The organism is Nakamurella sp. GG22 (genome assembly GCF_052976845.2).
In genome coordinates, this window is sequence record NZ_JBRIIO020000017.1 from 16,849 (window position 1) to 35,040 (window position 18,192).

Annotated in this window: 19 protein-coding genes; 15 read left to right on the forward strand and 4 right to left on the reverse strand. The window is 70.0% G+C overall.

The genetic code is table 11. From position 1 onward, the window contains the following. Positions 1–16: 16 nt before the first annotated feature. The 14 genes from ACVBEQ_RS17085 (at position 17) to ACVBEQ_RS17150 (ending at position 11,705) form a co-directional block, all read left to right on the forward strand. Positions 17–460: a phage tail protein gene (locus ACVBEQ_RS17085; RefSeq protein ID WP_447154511.1), complete on the forward strand. Its 444-nt coding sequence runs from the start codon at positions 17–19 to the stop codon at positions 458–460. Continuing rightward, positions 460–942: a hypothetical protein gene (locus ACVBEQ_RS17090; protein WP_447154512.1), complete on the forward strand. Its 483-nt coding sequence runs from the start codon at positions 460–462 to the stop codon at positions 940–942. Before ACVBEQ_RS17085 ends, ACVBEQ_RS17090 begins: the two co-directional genes overlap by 1 nt. A 2-nt stretch (positions 943–944) precedes the next feature. Then, positions 945–1,100 (forward strand): DUF6760 family protein, encoded by a 156-nt coding sequence (locus tag ACVBEQ_RS17095; protein WP_447154513.1) that lies wholly within the window; start codon positions 945–947, stop codon positions 1,098–1,100. 65 nt (positions 1,101–1,165) lie between these two features. Next, entirely contained in the window at positions 1,166–3,931 is a 2,766-nt protein-coding gene (locus tag ACVBEQ_RS17100) for a hypothetical protein (protein ID WP_447154514.1), read from the forward strand. 63 nt (positions 3,932–3,994) lie between these two features. Further along, positions 3,995–4,432, forward strand: coding sequence for a phage tail protein (locus ACVBEQ_RS17105; RefSeq protein WP_447154515.1), 438 nt, complete (start codon positions 3,995–3,997; stop codon positions 4,430–4,432). Further along, positions 4,429–5,199 carry a CIS tube protein gene (locus tag ACVBEQ_RS17110; RefSeq protein ID WP_447154516.1) on the forward strand — a complete coding sequence of 257 codons (771 nt, stop codon included), beginning with the start codon at positions 4,429–4,431 and terminating at the stop codon, positions 5,197–5,199. The genes ACVBEQ_RS17105 and ACVBEQ_RS17110 overlap by 4 nt, the downstream gene beginning before the upstream one ends. Position 5,200: 1 nt before the next feature. Beyond that, on the forward strand, positions 5,201–7,021 hold the full coding sequence (locus tag ACVBEQ_RS17115) for a VgrG-related protein (RefSeq protein ID WP_447154517.1): 1,821 nt from the start codon (positions 5,201–5,203) through the stop codon (positions 7,019–7,021). Between the two features lie 58 nt (positions 7,022–7,079). Further along, positions 7,080–7,361, forward strand: a complete 282-nt coding sequence (locus tag ACVBEQ_RS17120) for a PAAR domain-containing protein (protein WP_447154518.1) — start codon at positions 7,080–7,082, stop codon at positions 7,359–7,361. Positions 7,362–7,363: 2 nt separating this feature from the next. After that, entirely contained in the window at positions 7,364–7,855 is a 492-nt protein-coding gene (locus ACVBEQ_RS17125; protein ID WP_447154615.1) for a GPW/gp25 family protein, read from the forward strand. Positions 7,856–7,857: 2 nt separating this feature from the next. Continuing rightward, positions 7,858–9,798 (forward strand): putative baseplate assembly protein, encoded by a 1,941-nt coding sequence (locus tag ACVBEQ_RS17130; RefSeq protein ID WP_447154519.1) that lies wholly within the window; start codon positions 7,858–7,860, stop codon positions 9,796–9,798. Further along, positions 9,795–10,337: a phage tail protein gene (locus ACVBEQ_RS17135; RefSeq protein WP_447154520.1), complete on the forward strand. Its 543-nt coding sequence runs from the start codon at positions 9,795–9,797 to the stop codon at positions 10,335–10,337. The genes ACVBEQ_RS17130 and ACVBEQ_RS17135 overlap by 4 nt, the downstream gene beginning before the upstream one ends. 21 nt (positions 10,338–10,358) lie before the next feature. After that, complete coding sequence (locus ACVBEQ_RS17140) at positions 10,359–10,967, forward strand: RNase H family protein (protein WP_447154521.1); 609 nt, start codon at positions 10,359–10,361, stop codon at positions 10,965–10,967. Positions 10,968–11,034: 67 nt separating this feature from the next. Then, complete coding sequence (locus tag ACVBEQ_RS17145) at positions 11,035–11,238, forward strand: helix-turn-helix domain-containing protein (RefSeq protein ID WP_447154522.1); 204 nt, start codon at positions 11,035–11,037, stop codon at positions 11,236–11,238. Positions 11,239–11,246: 8 nt separating this feature from the next. Next, positions 11,247–11,705, forward strand: coding sequence for a Clp protease N-terminal domain-containing protein (locus tag ACVBEQ_RS17150; protein ID WP_447154523.1), 459 nt, complete (start codon positions 11,247–11,249; stop codon positions 11,703–11,705). Between the two features lie 16 nt (positions 11,706–11,721). On the opposite strand, the gene ACVBEQ_RS17155 is transcribed toward ACVBEQ_RS17150, so the two are convergent. From ACVBEQ_RS17155 to glnA, 3 genes are all read right to left on the reverse strand, one after another. Next, entirely contained in the window at positions 11,722–14,679 is a 2,958-nt protein-coding gene (locus tag ACVBEQ_RS17155; protein ID WP_447154524.1) for a winged helix-turn-helix domain-containing protein, read from the reverse strand. A 183-nt stretch (positions 14,680–14,862) separates the two neighbouring features. Further along, positions 14,863–15,183: a YciI family protein gene (locus tag ACVBEQ_RS17160; protein WP_447154525.1), complete on the reverse strand. Its 321-nt coding sequence runs from the start codon at positions 15,181–15,183 to the stop codon at positions 14,863–14,865. A gap of 99 nt (positions 15,184–15,282) precedes the next feature. Next, a complete protein-coding gene (gene glnA, locus ACVBEQ_RS17165; RefSeq protein WP_447154526.1) occupies positions 15,283–16,698 on the reverse strand; it encodes a type I glutamate--ammonia ligase in 1,416 nt (471 codons plus the stop codon). Positions 16,699–16,939: 241 nt separating this feature from the next. Between glnA and ACVBEQ_RS17170 the strand changes: the two genes are divergently transcribed. Beyond that, the gene (locus tag ACVBEQ_RS17170) at positions 16,940–17,401 is read left to right on the forward strand and encodes an RDD family protein (RefSeq protein WP_447154527.1); all 462 of its coding nucleotides are present in this window, start codon (positions 16,940–16,942) and stop codon (positions 17,399–17,401) included. A 20-nt stretch (positions 17,402–17,421) separates the two neighbouring features. On the opposite strand, the gene ACVBEQ_RS17175 is transcribed toward ACVBEQ_RS17170, so the two are convergent. Continuing rightward, positions 17,422–18,189 carry a DUF4191 domain-containing protein gene (locus ACVBEQ_RS17175; RefSeq protein ID WP_447154528.1) on the reverse strand — a complete coding sequence of 256 codons (768 nt, stop codon included), beginning with the start codon at positions 18,187–18,189 and terminating at the stop codon, positions 17,422–17,424. Between the last annotated feature and the right edge of the window lie 3 nt (positions 18,190–18,192).

Consider the following 18,192-nt stretch of genomic DNA (forward strand, 5'->3'; position numbering starts at 1 on the left):
GAAAGGGAGCACGACGATGGCTCTGCCAGATCTCGACAGCTCGGTCGGCCATTCCTTCGGACTCGAGGTCGACGGAATCACCATCAAGTCCATCACCGAGGTGTCGGGACTCAAGATGGAGCAGGACGTCATCGAGCTCAAGCAGAACGGGCCCGACGGCAAGTACATGATCAAGAAGCTGCCGGGCCGGTGGAAGGCGGGGGAGGTCACCCTGACCAGGCCGCTGACGGCCGACCAGAGCTTCGAGAAGTGGGTCAAGGACTCGCAGTTCGGCAAGATGTCCGACGTCCGCAAGGGTGGGGCGGTGGTGGTCTACGACTACGAGGGCAACGCCGTCAAGCGCTACAAGCTGACGGCGGCCTGGCCGAAGAGCCTGGAGATCGGCTCCTTGAAGGCCGGCGACACCAGCGTGCTGACCGAGAAGCTGGTCGTCACCTACGAGCGGCTCGAGGTCGAGTAATGCGCCGCAGCTCGGCCGCCGTCGCCGCGCTGGAGGCGGTGCAGTCCGCGGACCAGGTCCACGCCGGGCCGTCCGGCGCGGGTTCATCCATGCGGACGAATCCACCGGAGCAGGGGCTGCGGACGGAGTTCAGCTTCATCCTGCCGCGGGGTTACGTCGACGGATCGGGGACGGTGCACCGGGATGGCGTGATGCGGTTGGCGACGGCGCGGGACGAACTGGTGCCGCTGCGGGACGACCGGGTCCGGGAGAACCCGGCCTACCTGACGGTGGTCCTGCTCGGCCGGGTGGTCACCCGGATCGGCGGTATCGATGACGTGCACGCGGGCATCATCGAGAACCTCTTCGCCTCTGACCTGGCATTCCTGCAGGACCTGTACCGGAGAATCAACCAGGAGGGCCACACCCGCGCAGCGGTGACCTGCCCGAACTGCGAGCACGAATTCGCCGTCGACGTCGCTGGTGGGCGCCTGGGGGAATAGCGATGTACGCGCCCGACCGCATCTATGAGGAGGTCGCGTACATCGCCTTCCATTTCCACTGGCCGATGGACGATCTGCTCGATCTCGAGCACCACGAAAGACAGCGGTTCGCCGACGAGATCGGCCGTATCAACAAGCGACTCGACCGAGGGAGGTGACCGTGGCACGGTGGTGGAGGCGCGACCCCGGCACGGATCCGGCCTCCACACAGGGTGTTCCAGCGGTGAGCAGTCCCGGGCCCACCGCCCCATCGCCCGCCGCGTCGGTGCAGCGGGCGGCCTGGCGGGACCTTCCGCCGCTGCGCCCCACGGTGACAGCGACCTCGCCGGTGGCACCGCTGGATTCGTTCACCGCCTCGCTGGCGACCGCCAGGAACCCGAGCTTCCTCGGCTCGTTGGGTCACGTCGTCGATCCGGACGGCCCGAGTGGAACGGTCGAGGGATTGGCGGCACCTGTTGTGCCGCAACGGCTGGCGGCCGGGACCGAACTCCCGCTCCCCTCGGGCGGCCCGCCTTCTGCCGGCTTCGTGCAGCGGCTGATCACTCCATGGCTGCGCTCCGCGCCCGCGGCCGCTCCACCTGTTCAGAGATCGGTGCCTGTGCCGGAATCGGTGCCCGTGCAGGAATCGGTGTCCCCGCAAACATCGGTGGCCGCGCAGACACCGCTGCCGTCAGCTGCGCATTCTCGGACGCCGCCCACTCCAACGGGCGAGTCTTCCTCGCCGTCCGTTCAGCTCTTCGCCGAATCCCTCCCGCCCACGCCGAGCGCGCTACGGGAGTTGCCGACGGTCGAGGCGGGAGGTCCGGTGTGGGCGGGGCCGATGACGACCGCGCCCGAGACAGGTCAACGCGCAACGTATCCGGTGGTGCGGACGGATCTCAAGGCTGACGCAGCTGTGCCGACGGTCTCCCGCAGCGCCGAGCCGACTTCTACCGACGAGCAGGTCCCGGCTGACACCCGTCCGGAAGAGCCGGCCCTGGGCCGGTCGGAGGTCGTGTTGCCGCCGTTCGCGCCGCTGGTCGGGGACGAATCATCAACGGCCAGTCAGGGTCCGGGTGCGCCGGCTGCGGATCCCGCTGCGCCGGTTGCGGGTTCCGGAACCGCCGCTGCCGGGCAGCATGCCGGTGATCGACCCGTCCACTCGAGCCAACCCTCGTCCGTCCAGCGTTCGCTGGGACTCGGTGCGCCGCTGTCGATTCCGCCGACCGTGTCCCGGGCCCCCGTCGCCTGGTCTGGTGCCCCCTGGTCTGGTGCCGCCTCGTCTGGTGCCCCCGCGGCGGCGGTCCCTCCGTCCCACCGACCGGAGCCGAGGCCGTCGACGCCCGAGCCCGCGTCAACCGCCCCGATCGCCCCGCTACTCGGCCCGGCGGAGAATCCAGCACTCGCACAGCCAGTTTCTGACACCACGCGCGACGACTCGGTGCTCGACGAGGTGTTCACGCCGGCCGATCATGCGGTCGCTCCAGCACCGACCGTCGCGCGGGCCGCCGCCGGCCCCGGCCCGAGGCCTATCGGACTCGGTGCCCCCCTGTCCCTGCCGCCCCTGGCTCCCGCGCCACTCGTTCCCGGGCCCTACGGTCCCGAGCCCCACCTTCCGGAGCCAGGCACTGCGGGTGCGCCGCTCGAGACCGTCGGGTTGTCGAGCATGACTCCGCCGCCGGTTCAGCGGCAGGTCATCGTGCCGACGGTCGCCGAACCGGCCGGTGAACCGACCGCCGATGAACCGACGACGCCGTCGACGGGTTCCGCATCCACACCCGAATCCGCAGCGCCAAGGGCAACACACGAAGGTCCGGCTCTTGTGCTGAGCAGATCGGGAACGACGCCGCCGGCGCACCCATCGGCACCGCACACACGTCAACCACCCTCGCCGCAGCCGACGCACGGACAGCGGGCGGACGAACCGCAGACAGCCGAGATCCCCCCGGTGATCGCACCACTGCTCGGCGGCTCGCCGGACGTGCTGCAAGGCTGGTCGACCAGGGCGGCACCCCAGAGCGGCACCTCGCCGACGCCGGCCGTGCAGCGAGCGCTGTCCGCCCCGGATACGCACGCTGCGCTACCCGTCCGGCACACCTCCGGCGCGGGATCGCGAACCGCGCAACAGATTCCGGCACGCCAGTCGCCGCCGGCGCGGACCGCCGACTTTGTCGTGCAGCGGGCGGTACCCATCGTCCCGACAACTCCCCTCGACAACGCCCTCCCCGGCATGACGTCGGCGGGGTCGTCGAGCGGTGCGGACGATCGGGTCACGGTCAGGCAGATGTCGCTGCAGCGGATGTTCGACCCCGGATCGGCGGCCATCGCCAGTGGCGCCGCGTACTCGGACGGCGCGGGCTCGGTCATCTTCCACCCGCCGTCTTCGACCGGATCGGCGTCCTCTGTCTCATCGCCGCCTGTTCAGCGTTTCGGGCTGCCGTCGTTGCCGAGCGCACCGTCCCTACCGAAGATGCCGTCCCTGCCTACGGTGCCGGCGATGCCGAACATGCCGTCGCTGCCGACTGTGCCGACGATGCCGAGCCTGCCGACAGTGCCCAGCATGCCGGACCTGTCATCGCTGCCCGGAGCATCCTCGATCCCGGACGCATCCTCGATCATGAGCGGTGCGCGATCCGCCGCAGATGATGCCGGCGGTTACCTGCGCACGGCCCGGGAGAGCGCGGGCAACCAACTGGCCGGAGCGGAGGACGCGGTCGGCGGCGCGGTCGATCAGGCCACATCGACGACCGCGGCGGGAGGGATCCGCGACACCGTCGGTTCCGCCGCGAGCGGGATCAGCGACGCAGCAGGCCAAGCCGCGTCGGGAGTGGCCGGGCTCGCGGCCGGTGCGGCCGGCGCGGTCGCCGGGGCTGCCGGGGCCGCCGGGGCGCTGCCGACGGACCTCAACGAGCTCGCCCGGAGACTGTTCGACCCGCTCAGCGCCCGGCTCAAGTCCGAACTGTGGCTGGACCGCGAAAGGGCCGGCATGGTCACCGATCTCAGACGCTGACCCGCCTGACCGGAGCAGCGAACGACCCGAGCCCGCCAGCCCACCACAAGAAGGGGAGATCCGTTGGACACGCAGGATCCCGCCGTCAGCGTCTGTTTCAAGGTCAGCATCGACAAGGACTCGCTGGGAATCTTCAACAGCTGTGAGGGCCTCGGTTGCGAGATCGTCCTCGAACAGCGGGAAGAGGGCGGCAACAACTCGATGGTGTGGCAACTGCCGACCAGGATGAAGTTCTCGAACGTCAAGCTGACCCGGCCGATCGGTGCGGACAGCGCCAAGCTGACCAGCTGGTTCGCCGGGATGATCAACGGCGTCAAGCCCACCACCATGGTCATCTCGGCGATGACGATGGACGACCGGGTGGTCGCGGAATGGTCGCTGTTCGGCGTCATCCCCGTGCGCTGGACCGGTCCCAGCCTGAACTTCGACTCACCGAAGGTCGCCACCGAGACCCTCGAGGTGGCGCATCACGGCATCCTGCCGCCCGGTGGTTCGGCATGACCTCCCCGGTGCAGGGGGTCGGCGGCGGCGCGTTGTCGCCGCCCTCGCCGTCCGGCGACAGCAGCCGGCCGCAGGTCCAGCGTGCGTCGCTCAAGATGTACGACTCGTCGCCCACCCAGGGCGGCCGCAAACTCGATGGGGCGATCGGCACCATCGACTTCCAGTTCAACCCCAAGGAAGTCACCATCGCCAAGACGGCGAAGTGGGAGAGCAAGCCGTCGACCGGAGCGAAAAAGGCGTCCCCGCCGCAGTTCACCGGCCCCGAGCCCGGCAAGCTCACGCTGGAGATGTTCTTCGATGCCACGGCGAAGCACGACGGCAGCGTCGTCGAGGCGGTGGACAAGCTGTTCTCGTGCTGCGTCGCGACGGACAAGACCCACGCCAACGACAAGCCGGTGCCGCCGCTCGTCGTCTTCACCTGGGGCAAGATCACCAGCTTCCCCGCGTATGTCACCTCGGTCAGCGCGAAGTACACGCTGTTCACCGCGGACGGCACCCCGATCCGGGCGATCTGCACGGTTTCGCTGCAGGAGATGCCCGGCGAGAAGGGCAAGCAGAATCCGACCTCCGGTGCGATCGCCGCCCGCAGCATCCACAGGGTCGTGGTCGGCGACAGCCTGGCCTCCGTCGCGTACGGCGAATACGGCGACCCCACCCTCTGGCGGCAACTGGCCGCGTTCAACGGCATCGACGACCCGATGCGGGTCCCGCTGGGCAGCGTCCTGATGCTGCCCAGCGCCGCCGAGCTGACCGGGACGGCCAACTGACATGGCGCCCACCAGTTCCGGTTTCGTCGTCGAGGTCGACGGTGCCCCCCTTGCCGCCGACGCGAAGGCGCTGCTGGTCTCCGCCTTCGTCGACGACAGCCTCCGGCTCCCCGACACCTTCGTGCTGCGCTTCCGCGACACCGACCGCATCGTGCTGACCAAGTCCGGCGCGAAGATAGGTTCCACAGTCAAGATCTCGGTGGCCAGCGACGCCAGCGTCAGTCCCGAGCCGCTGATCGAGGGCGACGTCACCGCGCTGGAGGCCGAGTTCGACAGCACCGGGACGTACACCGTCATCCGCGGCTACGACCAGGCGCACCGGCTGTTCCGCGGCCGCCGGACCGAGAGCTACACCCAGAGCACCGCGTCCGACGTCGCCACCAAGGTCGCCCAGCGCGCCGGGCTGAAGGTCGGCACCATCGAATCGACCAGCACCGTCTTTGATCATCTGTCCCAGGCCGGCGTCACCGACTGGGAGTTCCTGGAGTCCATTTCCCGCGAGATCGGCTACGAGATCACCGTCAAGAAGGGCGCTTTCGACTTCCGCACACCGCAGAAGGCCGACACCGCACCGCAGGGCGGCCAGGGCGCCGCGCAGAACCCGCTGGTGCTCCGGCTCGGTGGTGACCTGCTGCGTTTCCGGTCGCTGATCACCGCCGCCGAGCAGGTCACCGAGGTGCAGGCCAGGGGCTGGGATCTCGCGCAGAAGAAGGCGCTGATCGCGTCGTCGCCCGCAGCCACCACCAGCGCGGTCCTGCCGACCGTCAACCCGGCGCAGATCGCCGGCACCTTCGGCTCGCCCGTCTACGTCGCCAGCGACGTCGCCTACCGCACCCAGGCCGAGGTGGACGTCGCCGCGGCCGCCATCGCAGAACAGATCGCCGGCGCCTTCGCCGAGTTCGAGGGGGTGTCCCGCGGCAACCCGAAGCTCCGGGCCGGAACCGCGATCGCCGTCGACAACGTCGGCGCGCCGTTCGACGGCAAGTACACCGTGACCACCTCGCACCACCGCTACGACCCGGTCACCGGTTACACCACCGCCTTCTCGGTGACCGGCCGGCAGGAGCGCAGCCTCTACGGGTTGGCGTCGGGCGGCAGCGGTGCGGCGCGGTCGGGGCAGGGACCCGTCGTCGCACAGGTCACCGACGTCAACGATCCGGAGCAGCAGGCCAGGGTCAAGCTGACGTTTCCGTGGCTGTCGGACACCTACGTCAGCGACTGGGCGCGCACGGTGCAACCCGGCGCGGGCAAGGACCGCGGCGCGATGGTGCTGCCCGAGGTCGGCGACGAGGTGCTCGTGCTGTTCGAGCAGGGCGACATCCGCCGCCCGTACGTTCTCGGCGGCCTCTACAACGGCGTCGACACGCCACCGGCCGGCGTTCCGGGGCTGATCGACGGCAGCTCCGGCGCGGTGAACCGGCGGTCCATGGTGTCCCGGCGCGGCCACCGGATCGACCTCGTCGACGAGGACGGCCGGACGGAAGGGATCACCCTGTCCACCACCGGCGACAAGCTCAGGCTGACCATGGATTCCGTTGCGACCATGATCACCGTGCACAGCGACGGGCAGGTCCTGGTCGAGGGCAAGGGCGGCATCGTGATCGACTCGGCGTCCTCCAAGCTCGAACTCAAGGGCGGCGAGGTGTCCATCTCCGCCACGAACGGGGTGAAGGTCGACGGCGGCAGCGGTGCGGTCAGCGTGCTGACCAACGGCGCCCTGTCCCTCAAGGGCACGACGGCCAAGCTCGAGGGCAGCGCCACCACCGAGGTCAAGGCCAGCGGTGTGCTCACCGTCCAAGGCAGCCTGGTGAAGATCAACTGATGACCAGCACCGTGCGAAAAGAATCGTGCGAAAAGAGCCGTGCGGAAAGAGGTGTGTGATGCCACCAGCAGCAAGGGTCGGTGACCCGACCGGCCATCCCGGGGTGATCGGCCCGCCGGGCGTGCCCACCGTGCTCATCGCTGGCATGCCCGCGGCGACCGTCGGCACACCGCACATCTGCTCGTTCCCGCCTCCCGCCGTCCACCCACCGACCGCCATCGCGCCGCCGGGCTGCCCGACGGTGCTGATCGGCGGCCTGCCCGCCGCCCGGCTCGGAGACCTCGCCCTGTGCGGCGCACCGATCGTCCTCGGCGCGCCCACCGTGATGATCGGCGGATGACCATGGCGGGCAGTGACTTCGTCGGCGCCGGGTGGGCGTTCCCGCTCAGCACCGACGCCACCGGCGGGATCGCGCTGGTGGTGAGAGAACGGGAGATCGAGGAGGCGATCCGGCTGATCCTGGCCACCGCGCCGGGGGAGCGCCCGATGCGCCCGGAGTTCGGCTGCCGGGTCCACGACCACGTCTTCGCGCCGATCAACGCCACCACCGCGGGCGCCATCGCGCACGACGTGCGGTCCGCCCTGGAGCAATGGGAGCCCAGGATCGATCTGCTCGACGTCCTGGTGAGTTTCGACCGGGCGGCCGCCGGCACGCTCTACATCGACGTCCACTACCGCATCACCGGTGTGAACGATCCGCGCAATCTCGTCTTCCCGTTCTACGTCATCCCGGAGGAGCCCGACTCGGCTGCCGCCATCACCGCGGCCCGGACCCCGGCGTCCCTCCCGGCCGCCGCCCCCCGTCAGCTCGCCGCCGCAGAACGGAACCGTTGATCATGGTGCTGCCCGCCCCGAACCTCGACGACCGGCACTTCCAAGACCTCGTGGATGACGCGAAAAGGCTTGTGCAGCAACGCTGTCCGGAATGGACGGACCACAACGTCTCCGATCCGGGTGTGACGCTGATCGAGGCGTTCGCGCAGATGGTGGATCAACTGATCTACCGCCTGAACCGGGTCCCGGAGCGCAATTACATCAAGTTCCTGGAATTGATCGGCGTCGAATTGCGGCCGCCGGCCGCGGCCAGGGGCAGGGTCACCTTCTGGTTGTCGGCGCCGCAGCCGCAGACGGTGCTGGTCCGCGCCGAGACCGAGGTGGCCACCCCCCGAACCGACGTCGAGGATCCGGTGGTCTTCTCCACCATCAAGGACCTCGACATCGTGCCCTGTTCGTTCGCCAGGGCGGGGGCCATGCCGGCCGGCGGCGAGGCCGTCGACCACAGCGTCGCCCTGCGTTCCGGCGGCGAATTCGAGTGCTTCCAGAGTTCGCCGCAACCCGGCGACGCCCTACTGATCGGCCTGTCCAATGCCGTGCCGGCCTGCGCCGTCGTCATCAGGATGGACTGCCACGTCAGGGGTGTCGGTGTGCGGCCGGACTGGCCGCCGCTGATCTGGGAGGCCTGGACAGGTTCGGGATGGGCGACCTGTGACGTCGACCGGGACGACACCGGCGGCATGAACAAGGCCGGCGACGTGGTGCTGCACCTGCCGGAGCGGCACGAGACCTCCATCCTCGCGCGGAACCGGGCGGGTTGGGTGCGCTGCCGGCTGCTGACACCCGAAGAGGGCCAACCCACGTACACGGCGTCCCCCCGCATCCGGTCGCTGTCGGCGTTCACCATCGGCGGCACCGCCCGGATGGTGCACGCCCAGGTGATCCGCAACGAGGACATCGGGGTGTCCGACGGGACCCCGGCCCAGCGGTTCCTGCTGCAGCGCCGGCCGGTGGTGCCGTGGGAGGAACGCAGTGTGCTGCAGGTCATCGACGACACCGGGGTCACCGACTGGATGGCGGTGGAGCACTTCGCCGAATCAGGTTCGGCCGACGCCTGTTTCCACATCGACGCCTTCGCCGGTGAGGTGCAGTTCGGCCCGGCCGTTCGGCAGGGTGACGGGACCCTGCGCCAGTACGGCGCGGTGCCGCCCAAAGGGGCCCACCTGCGGCTCGTGGTCTACCGGACCGGCGGCGGGGTGAGCGGCAACGTCGCCACCGGGCAGATCAGGGTGCTCAAGACCAGCGTGCCGTACGTGGCGAGGGTGGAGAACCGCACCCCGGCCGTCGGCGGGGCTCGCGCGGAGGACATCGAGGACGCCAAGCTGCGTGGCCCGCTGGTGTTGCGATCCCGCGGGAGAGCCGTCACCGCAGAGGATTTCGTCGAGCTGACCAAGCAGGTCGCGCCGGAGATCGCCCGGGTGCACTGCATAGGTGCTGACGCCGGGGGAGTGCGGGTGCTCGTGGTGCCGGCCGTCGCCGGCGACGAGGTCGGCCGGATCCGGCGGGAGGACCTGCAGCCGCTGCCGGAATCGCTCAGCCGGATCAGCGCCTACCTCGACGAGCGCAGGCTGGTCGGCACCCGGATGGTGATCGAGCCACCGGAGTACCAGTGGATCACCGCGGTGATCAGCGTGCGGGCCCGCGCCCGCTACCGCGGCGAGGACGTCCGCAAAGAGGTGCTGGCCGCCGTCTACCGGCTCTTCGACCCGTTGCTCGGCGGCCCGGAAGGCAACGGCTGGCCGCTCGGCCGGTCCGTCCAGGCCCACGAGGTGAACGCCGCCCTGGCCCGGATCCCCGGGGTGGACATGGCCGAGGAGGTCAGCGTCCAACTCTTCCCGGCCGACCCGGCGACCGGCCGGCGGGGTGCGGCGGTGCAACGGCTGCCGCTGCCGCCGACCGCGCTGGTGTTCTCCTACGAGCACCAGGTGAGGGTCCGGCAATGAGAGGTTTGCTCCCGGGCCTCGCATCCCCGCATCCGCTGGGGGAGTCGCTGCCCGCCCTGTTCCGCGAGGACGCGTTCGCGCAGCGGCTGTGCCAGAGCTTTGACGACGTGCTCGCCCCGGTGATCGCCACCCTGGACTCGTTGCCCGCCTACCTGGACCCGTCCACGGCGCCGGACGACATGCTCGGCTGGCTCGCCGGCTGGATGGGGATTGTGCTCGACGGCCACCAGAGCGCCGAGCGGCAGCGTGAGTTGGTCCAGGCCGGCGTCGAGTTGCTGCAGTGGCGCGGGACCGTGCGGGGAGTGCGGGCCGCGGTCGGCGCCCTCCTCGATGCCGAACCGGAGATCGTCGAATCCGGCGGCGCCGCCTGGTCGGAGACGGCCGGCGCGGCGCTCCCCGGTTCCGAGCGCGCGGAGTTGCTGGTACGGATCGCCGTCGACGATCCCGAGGCGTTCGACGTGCGGCGGCTGGAGGCACTGATCGCCATGGTCAAACCGGCGCACGTGCCACACCGGGTGGAGGTGCGCGGCGTCGGCTGACCGATGAGGCAGGCTGTCGGGATGCGTGAGCGAACCGTGGCAACAGCACCGTGGGACGGACCCGGACTCTTCGACGTCGACGAACCGGCCCCGGCCGTGCACCAACCCCGGCCCGCGGTCCTGCTCGCCACCGACGGCTCCTGCCTGCGCAACCCCGGGGGAGCGACCGGCTGGGCCTATGTCCGCAGCGACGGCGCCTGGGCGTACGGCAGTTCGCCGTCCGGCACGAACCAGATCGGCGAACTGCAGGCCGTCGTGCTCGCCCTCGCGGACCACCCGGATGACGCACTCGAGATCCAGTGCGACTCGTCCTATGCCATCGGCTGCGCCACCACCTGGAAACCCGGCTGGCAGCGCAACAACTACGTGAACAGCCAGCGCAAGACGGTCTCGAACCTGGACATCATCCGCGCCCTGCACGAGTTGATCGACGCCAGGACGGCGCCGCTGACGTTCACCAAGGTCAAGGGCCACGACCTGAGCAACAAGTGGCCGCTGAACACCGCTGTCGATGTGGTCTGCGGCCAGGCCGCGGTCGCCACCCAGGCGGCCGGCGCGCCGGTGTTCGACTCCGGTGTCATGGAGATCAACTGGGACGTCCGCGCCGCCCGGGGCAGCACCCGCGGGTAGCTGGCCCCATCTAGAAATCCGTCAGTCTGGATTGACAAACCTTGTGTTGTCAGTCCAGACTGACGGCATGGACAACGACGAACTCGGACGCCGGCTGCGGTCGACGGACCCCGCGACCGGCCTGCGCGCGGTCGGCGCCCTGCACCGTCTCGCCGAGCAGGTCGAGGCCACCCACGTCCGCCTCGCCCGCGAGCAGGGCTGGTCCTGGGAACAGATCGGGGACGCGCTCGGCGTCTCCCGCCAATCGGTCCACGCCAAGTACGGAAAGTAGGTCAGGTCATGTTCGAGCGATTCGCGGCTGCCGCCCGCAGTGCGGTCACCTCCAGCGTGCAGGAGGCGGAGTACCGGGGAGACCGGCGCATCGGCACCGATCACCTGCTGTTGGGTTTGCTGCACGACCCCGAGATGTCGGCCCTGGTCGGCGTCGATGTGCAACGCGCACGTGCCGAGTCCGCGGCGCTCGATCAGCAGGCGCTGGCGGCCGTCGGGGTCGACGTCGGAGACTTCACCCCGGCTCGGTCCCCCCGCCGCCCGCGGCATGCACCGTTCACCTCCGGCGCGCGGGCGGTGATACCGCGCGCCCTCACCCTGGCGACGACGGAGAAGTCCCGGCGGATCACCAGCCGGCACCTGCTGATCGCGCTGCTGGAACGCGACGAACCCGATCCCGCAGCGACGCTGCTGACTGGCCTCGGCGTCGACCGCACGGATCTGCGCAGGCGAGCGGCGCAGGGCTGAGCGAAGAACTGGAGCGTCAGGCCGTGGGGACACCCAGCTCCGCCTGCGCCCGGGCGTGCTCCCGCCGGGCAAGGGACGCGGCGGTGCTGTCCCCGGAGGTCTCATGGAGTTCGATCAGCAGTTGCCAGCCCAGATCCTGGTAGCGGTCCAACTGCACGGAGAGCCGGGCCGCGTCCAGGGCCTGCCGGTCCCGGCCGAGCGCTCGGCTTTCCCGCGCGAGCGTGGTGGCGGCCGCGGCCGCCATCAGCCTGAGTCGATCCCGCTCCACCACCACGTACTCGGCGGGCCCCTCCTCGGGCAGCAGATCGCCCTTGTACAACGCGAGAGCCGTTGCACGGGAATCGATATCGGACGCCGGCGCCCGTAGTCCGTTTTCGAAATCCAGCACGTCGATGACGCTGCCCGGCGGCGGCGCCAACCGGTAGGCGTCGCCGTGCCGGACGAGCACCTCGGAACCGGACAGGCCCGCCGACTCCAGGAGCTGGCGAACGCTCGATACGGCAACCTGCAGCCGGCGGGTCCCGATGACGACGTCGACCCCGGGCCAGAGGGCGTCCACCAGCAACTCGCGGTGCACATCACGCCCGGCGTTCATGGCGAGCAGCCGCAACAGCGTGCGCGCCCGCGGGCGCAGTGCCGTCAGCTCCACCGCGACGCTGTCGACCTCGATCGCGAAACCGCCGAAGCAGCGCACGCTCAGCGTCGGGCTGCCCTGGCTCGTCGGCACGTCTGGCCGGTTCGGCTCGTCCGGCTCGTCCGTCACGTCCGGCCGTTGCAGGAACAGACCCGCGACGGCGACGGCCCGGGTCAGCGCTGTTGACAGGGCAGCGTTGCCGGCCCCCGTGGCGACCGCGAGCGCCGCCTGGGCAAGTGCCTGCGCCGCGTCGAGGTGGATCGCCCGTGCATTCCCGGCTGCGCGCTGCGCGACCTCTGCGGCGTCGGGGGCTGCGTCCCGGGCCTGCACACAGGCCTGCAGCGCCTCGGCCCAGACGGCCGGCACCGCCGCGTCCAGGAGCCGGAACCGGCGGGCGGTGTCGGCGAAGCCTTCTGGGCCGGCCGGTGGGCCACCGACCTGACCGGCCAGCTGCACGGCGCAGGCGGCCGCCAGGCTGAGCAGTGCGGCCCCCCACTCGTCGCCGGCCCGGTCACATTCCTCGATCAGATCCGCGCAGGCCGTCGATCGCCACGGCGGCGACCCCTGAGCGACCAGCACCGCCTCGGCGAAACCCCTGGCCAGCCGAGCGACCCAGGGCAGGCCGGTGACCTCCGCCTCGAGGCAGATCTGACCGAGCCTGCCCGCGGGGTCGTCGCAGGCGGCGGTGAGCAGGTCGAGCAGCACCCCGGCCAGCTGGGCGAGCAGCCGGTGCGAGCCGTCCGCGTCCGGGTCGTGGCTGACGGCGAGCGCGGCCCTCGCGCGCGAGAAATCGCCGTGTAGCAGCGCGGCGGTGCCGGTGGCCAGTTGCTGCCCGGTTCCTGCTGCATCGGTCTGGAGCGCCCCGGTCCGCTGTGACTCGGCGCGCAACGTCGGATTCCAGCCGGCGCCGTCGCGCGCGGATCGGCCCTGCCTGGTCGCCATCCGCAACGGCACGGACCAATGCGAGATGTCGACCCGGTCCCGGCGCGCGTCCGGCCCCGCCGTCCAGAGTTCGGCGATGGTTCGCTCGCGGCGGCAGTTCTCCCGGAAATCCGGTTCGTCCAGAAGATTCTCGGCCTGCCGGAACGCCTGGATCGCCGATTCCAGTGCCCCGTCGCGCACCCGGCGGCGGGCCTCGGCGAAGGACAGCCACGGGTCGTTCTCGACGACGGCGGGCGGCAGCAGCAGGTTGGCCCCGGCCGTCGCGTCGTGCGGGCCGTGCCCCCTGGTCTGGATGATCCGCGCGACCGCGCCCCAGTCCTCGGCCCGGGCGTATGCGCGCACGGCACCCCGCTGATCACCGATCTCCTCGAGGACGGCCGCGCTGCGCGCGTACCACTGCCGGGCGCCGGCGGCGCCCAATTCCTCGACCAGTGCCCACTCCAGATGCGAGCGCAACACCTGGTGGTACCGGAAGGTCTCACCGTCGTCATCCGACGAGGTGAACAGCTGCTGCTGTTCCAGTTCATCGAGAACCCTGTGGCTGCCGGTGGTCTCGAGCAGCCGATCGCACAGGGCGCCGGTCAGCGAGCCGAGCGTGCAGGTGCGCAGCAGGAACAGCCGGCGGTCCTCCGGCAACTCGGCGAGCACGTTCCGGGCGAGGTAGGAACGCACGAGCTTGGACCGGCCGCCGAGGTCGTCGACGGCCCGCTTCCGGTCGAGCGCGCTGCGTCCCGACGTCGCCAGGTGGAACAACTGCAGGCCGGCGGCCCAGCCACCGGTCCGGCGGGTCAGCGCGGCGGCCGATTCCGGTGACAGCGGTTCGCGAAAGATCGAGATGAACAACTCCTCGACCTCCCAGGAGCGGAACCGCAGGTCGTCGCTCGACACCTCCTGCAGCGCGCCGGATACCCGCAGCCGAGGGATGTTGATCTCGGGCTGCCGGCGCGACCCGGCCAGCACCCGCAGTGCCTGCGGCCGGAGCAGGATGAACTGCTCCAACGCCCGCTCGGCCGACGAGCCGGCGATCTCGTGCAGGTCGTCGAGAATCAGGAAGGCCCGGCCGGCCGGCCAGTTCTCGAGAGATTCGAGCAGCGCGCTCATCGAGGCGTCGGCGGCGTCGATCCCCGCTGTGTCCCGCAGCGCGCGGGCCAGATGCGCCACCAGCGCCGTCTCGGCGCCGTCGTCGGCCGTCACCCGGTACCAGGCCACCGGACCGAGCGTCGCCGCCGCGGCGGCCACCCTGGCGAGCAGCGTCGTCTTGCCCGAGCCGGGCGGCGCGACCACCAGGTCGAGCCGACTCTCCGCACTGTCGAGCAGGCGCGCTTCCAGCCGCCGCCGGGGCAGGCCCACCGGTTCCGGGCGCCGCAGCTTCTCGGTCAGGACGATGGAAGCACTCACCGGCGGCCCGCTCAGGTGGTCCGGAACGGGGTGAGGATCAACCGGGACGCGCGCGGAACGGCCATGTCGGGTCCGATCACCAAGGTGCCACCGCCGAGAGAGGCTGAAACAGATTACAACCCCAGAGCGGACATTTACCCCGGTGATACGTCGCTGATCAAAGAGAACGCGGATGCCAGCGCATCAGTCCGCCCACGGCCCCATCGCCTGGGTCCACCGGCGGATCTCCGTGCCGGCGATCAGACCCTGGGCGAGAAATGGATCGGACCGCAGATGACGAGCGACGTCCTCCTCGGTCTCCGCCCGGAACACCAGCAGCGCTCCCGGCGGGCCATCGGGGTAGGCGCCGGCGGCCAGCACGACGTCCTGCTCGAGCAGGTCGCGCAGGAACTGTCGATGGGCGGGCCGGTGCTCGGCCAGCGCGTCCGGGTCGTCGGCGTAGCGGTAGTGAACGGCGAACACGGGCATGGCGGGCCTGCTCTCTCCGATGAGGGTCTGGAGCATCATCGCCGACCTGCGACCGGACGCACGCAGGCCCCCGGCGCTGTGCCGGGGGCCTGCGGGAAATCGTGCGGTGCAGCGTGGACGGCCGCGACCGGTGGATCAGATGTCGTAGTACAGGTCGAATTCGTAGGGGTGCGGGCGGAGCCTGATGGCGTCGATCTCGTCGCGCTTCAGCTTGATCCACATGTCGATCAGGTCGGGCGTGAACACGCCACCCTCGAGGAGGTAGTCGTGATCCTGCTCGAGCCGGTCGATGACCGCGGCGAGCGAGCCGGGCACCTGCGGGATGTTGGCGGCCTCGTCCGGCGGCAGCTCGTAGAGGTCCTTGTCGACCGGAGCGGGCGGCTCGATCTTGTTCTTGATGCCGTCCAGGCCGGCCATCATCATCGCCGCGAACGCCAGGTAAGGGTTCGCCGACGGGTCGGGGCAACGGAACTCGAGCCGCTTCGCCTTGGCGTTGGTGCCGGTCAGCGGGATGCGGATGCAGGCGGAGCGGTTGCGGGCCGAGTAGACGAGGTTGACCGGAGCCTCGTACCCGGGCACCAGGCGGTGATAGGAGTTGATGGTCGGGTTGGTGAAGGCGAGCAGCGACGGCGCATGGTGCAGCAGTCCGCCGATGTAGTAGCGCGCGGTGTCGGACAGGCCGCCGTAGCCGGCCTCGTCGTAGAACAGCGGCTTGCCGCCCGACCACAGCGACTGGTGCGCGTGCATGCCGGAACCGTTGTCACCGAACAGCGGCTTCGGCATGAAGGTGACGGTCTTGCCCTGGGCCCATGCGGTGTTCTTGATGATGTATTTGAACAGCATCACCTCGTCGGCCGAGGCGAGGAGAGTGTTGAACTTGTAGTTGATCTCGGCCTGTCCGCCGCCGACCTCGTGGTGGCCGCGCTCGATGTCGAAGCCCATGCTGATCAGGTTCGCGGTCATGTCCTCGCGAAGATCGGCGTGGTGGTCGTACGGCGGGACGGGGAAGTAGCCGCCCTTGGTCCTCACCTTGTAGCCGAGGTTGGGCTGCTCGTCGCGGCCGGTGTTCCACCAGCCCTCTTCGCTGTCCACCTTGTAGAACGATCCGGTCATGCCGGTCTCGAACTGGACGTTGTCGAAGATGTAGAACTCGGCCTCTGCACCGAAGTAACAGGTGTCGGCGATGCCGGTGCTGGCGAGGTATTCCTCGGCCTTGCGGGCGACGTTGCGCGGATCGCGGGAGTACGGCTGCAGCGTCAGCGGGTCGTGCACGAAGAAGTTGCAGGTCAGCGTCTTGCGCTGGCGGAAGGGATCGACCCGCGCCGTCGTCACGTCCGGGAGCAGGGTCATGTCCGACTCGTGGATCGACTGGAAGCCCTTGATCGACGAGCCGTCGAAGGCCATGCCGCCGGCCAACGAGTCGACCGAGACGCTGGACGCCGGCACGGTGAGGTGGTTCATGACGCCCAGCAGATCGCAGAATCGGATGTCGAAGACTTCGACATCGTTCTCGGCGATGTAGGCAACAAGCTCTTCTGGAGTGGAGAACACGCACGCGCTCCTTGAGGTGGTCGGGGGACAACCGTTGGTGGCAGGGACGGTACAGCGGTCGGCGCATATTCGGCCGCCCGGGTGATCCGCGGGCATCAAGGTGCCTCAACACGCCCCGGCCACGCTAGGCAGAGTGTGTTGCCCGGCCGTCTCGCTGTTGTTTCACGCCGGTTAATCGGCTGCGCCGACGAAGGTACGACAGATCGGCGTTCGGGGAGCTGTTCACCCGAACGTGACGACCATGACGCCCACCCGTGCCGGCGCGGACGATCTCTACGCTGGGGACATGGTCACAACGGGCGGTCCGGCCGAGCAGTTCTATCGAGGGCAGGGACTCGGGCTGCCGAGTTCCGGTGTCGGTTCGGTGGCGTCGTTCGGTCGGCGGGCCGGTGCGTTCGGCATCGACATCGCACTGTCGGCGGTGGCGGCGTGGGCGTTCACGGCACCGGAACCGCCCCGGAACACCAGCCTGCTGATCTGGGCGGTGATGACGGTGGTGACGGTGGCCCTGTTCGGCATCACGCCGGGGCAGGCGATCGTCGGCATCCGGGTGGTGCCGATGAGCGGTGGGGACTTCGTGGGGTTGTGGGCGGTGCCGCGGACTGCGCTGATCTTCCTGATCGTGCCGCCGCTGCTGCAGAACTCGGACGGCCGCGGCCTGCACGACAGGCTGTGCCGGACGGTCGTGCTGCGCTACCGCTGAGCCAATTGCGCTATCGCCGGTCAGCGGCGCCGCATGGCGCGCTGGACGTTGCGCTGCTTGACGCCGGCCGGCATCGGGCCCTTCGGCAGCCCGGCCTGTGCGGTGCGGGCGGACAGCGCCGTCAACCGGTTGTCCAACTCGACCACGGCGTTGGCGGAGATGTTCCGCGGCAGCTTCATCAGGTACTGGTTCAGCTTGCGCAGCGGGACCTGGCCCTCTTCGTTGCCGACGACGACGTCGTAGATCGGGGTCTCGCCGACCACCCGGGCGATCTTCTTCTTTTCCTGGGCCAGCAGCGGCTTGACCCGGTGCGGCGTGCCCTCGCCCACCAGCACGATGCCCGGCCGGCCGACGACCCGGTGCACGGCGTCCATGTGCGAGGTGCCCGCGATCGCCGGGGTGATCCGCCACTTGCCGCGCAGGTTGTTCTGCAGCGACCAGGCCGCCGCTCCCGGGGTGCCCTCGGCCTGCTTGTAGACGCTGCTCTGCACCCGCCGGGAGAAGATGATCATGGCGACCAGTGCGCCGAACAGGATGCCGATCGGGAGCACCATCCACCACGGGACGAACCACATGAAGATCAGCGTGATGATCGCCGCCGTACCGATCAGGGCGCCGATCATGTAGGGCAGCAGGCGCTTGTCCTGCTTGCGCTGCATCTGGAACGCCTGCCAGATCTGGCTGCGGCGCTCCTTGGCGGCGACCTTCTTCGCCGCGCGGGTCGCCTTCTTGGCTTCCTTGTCGGCAGCTTTGGAGGAGGCGCCAGCGTTGGCGGCAGTCTTGGCCATGTC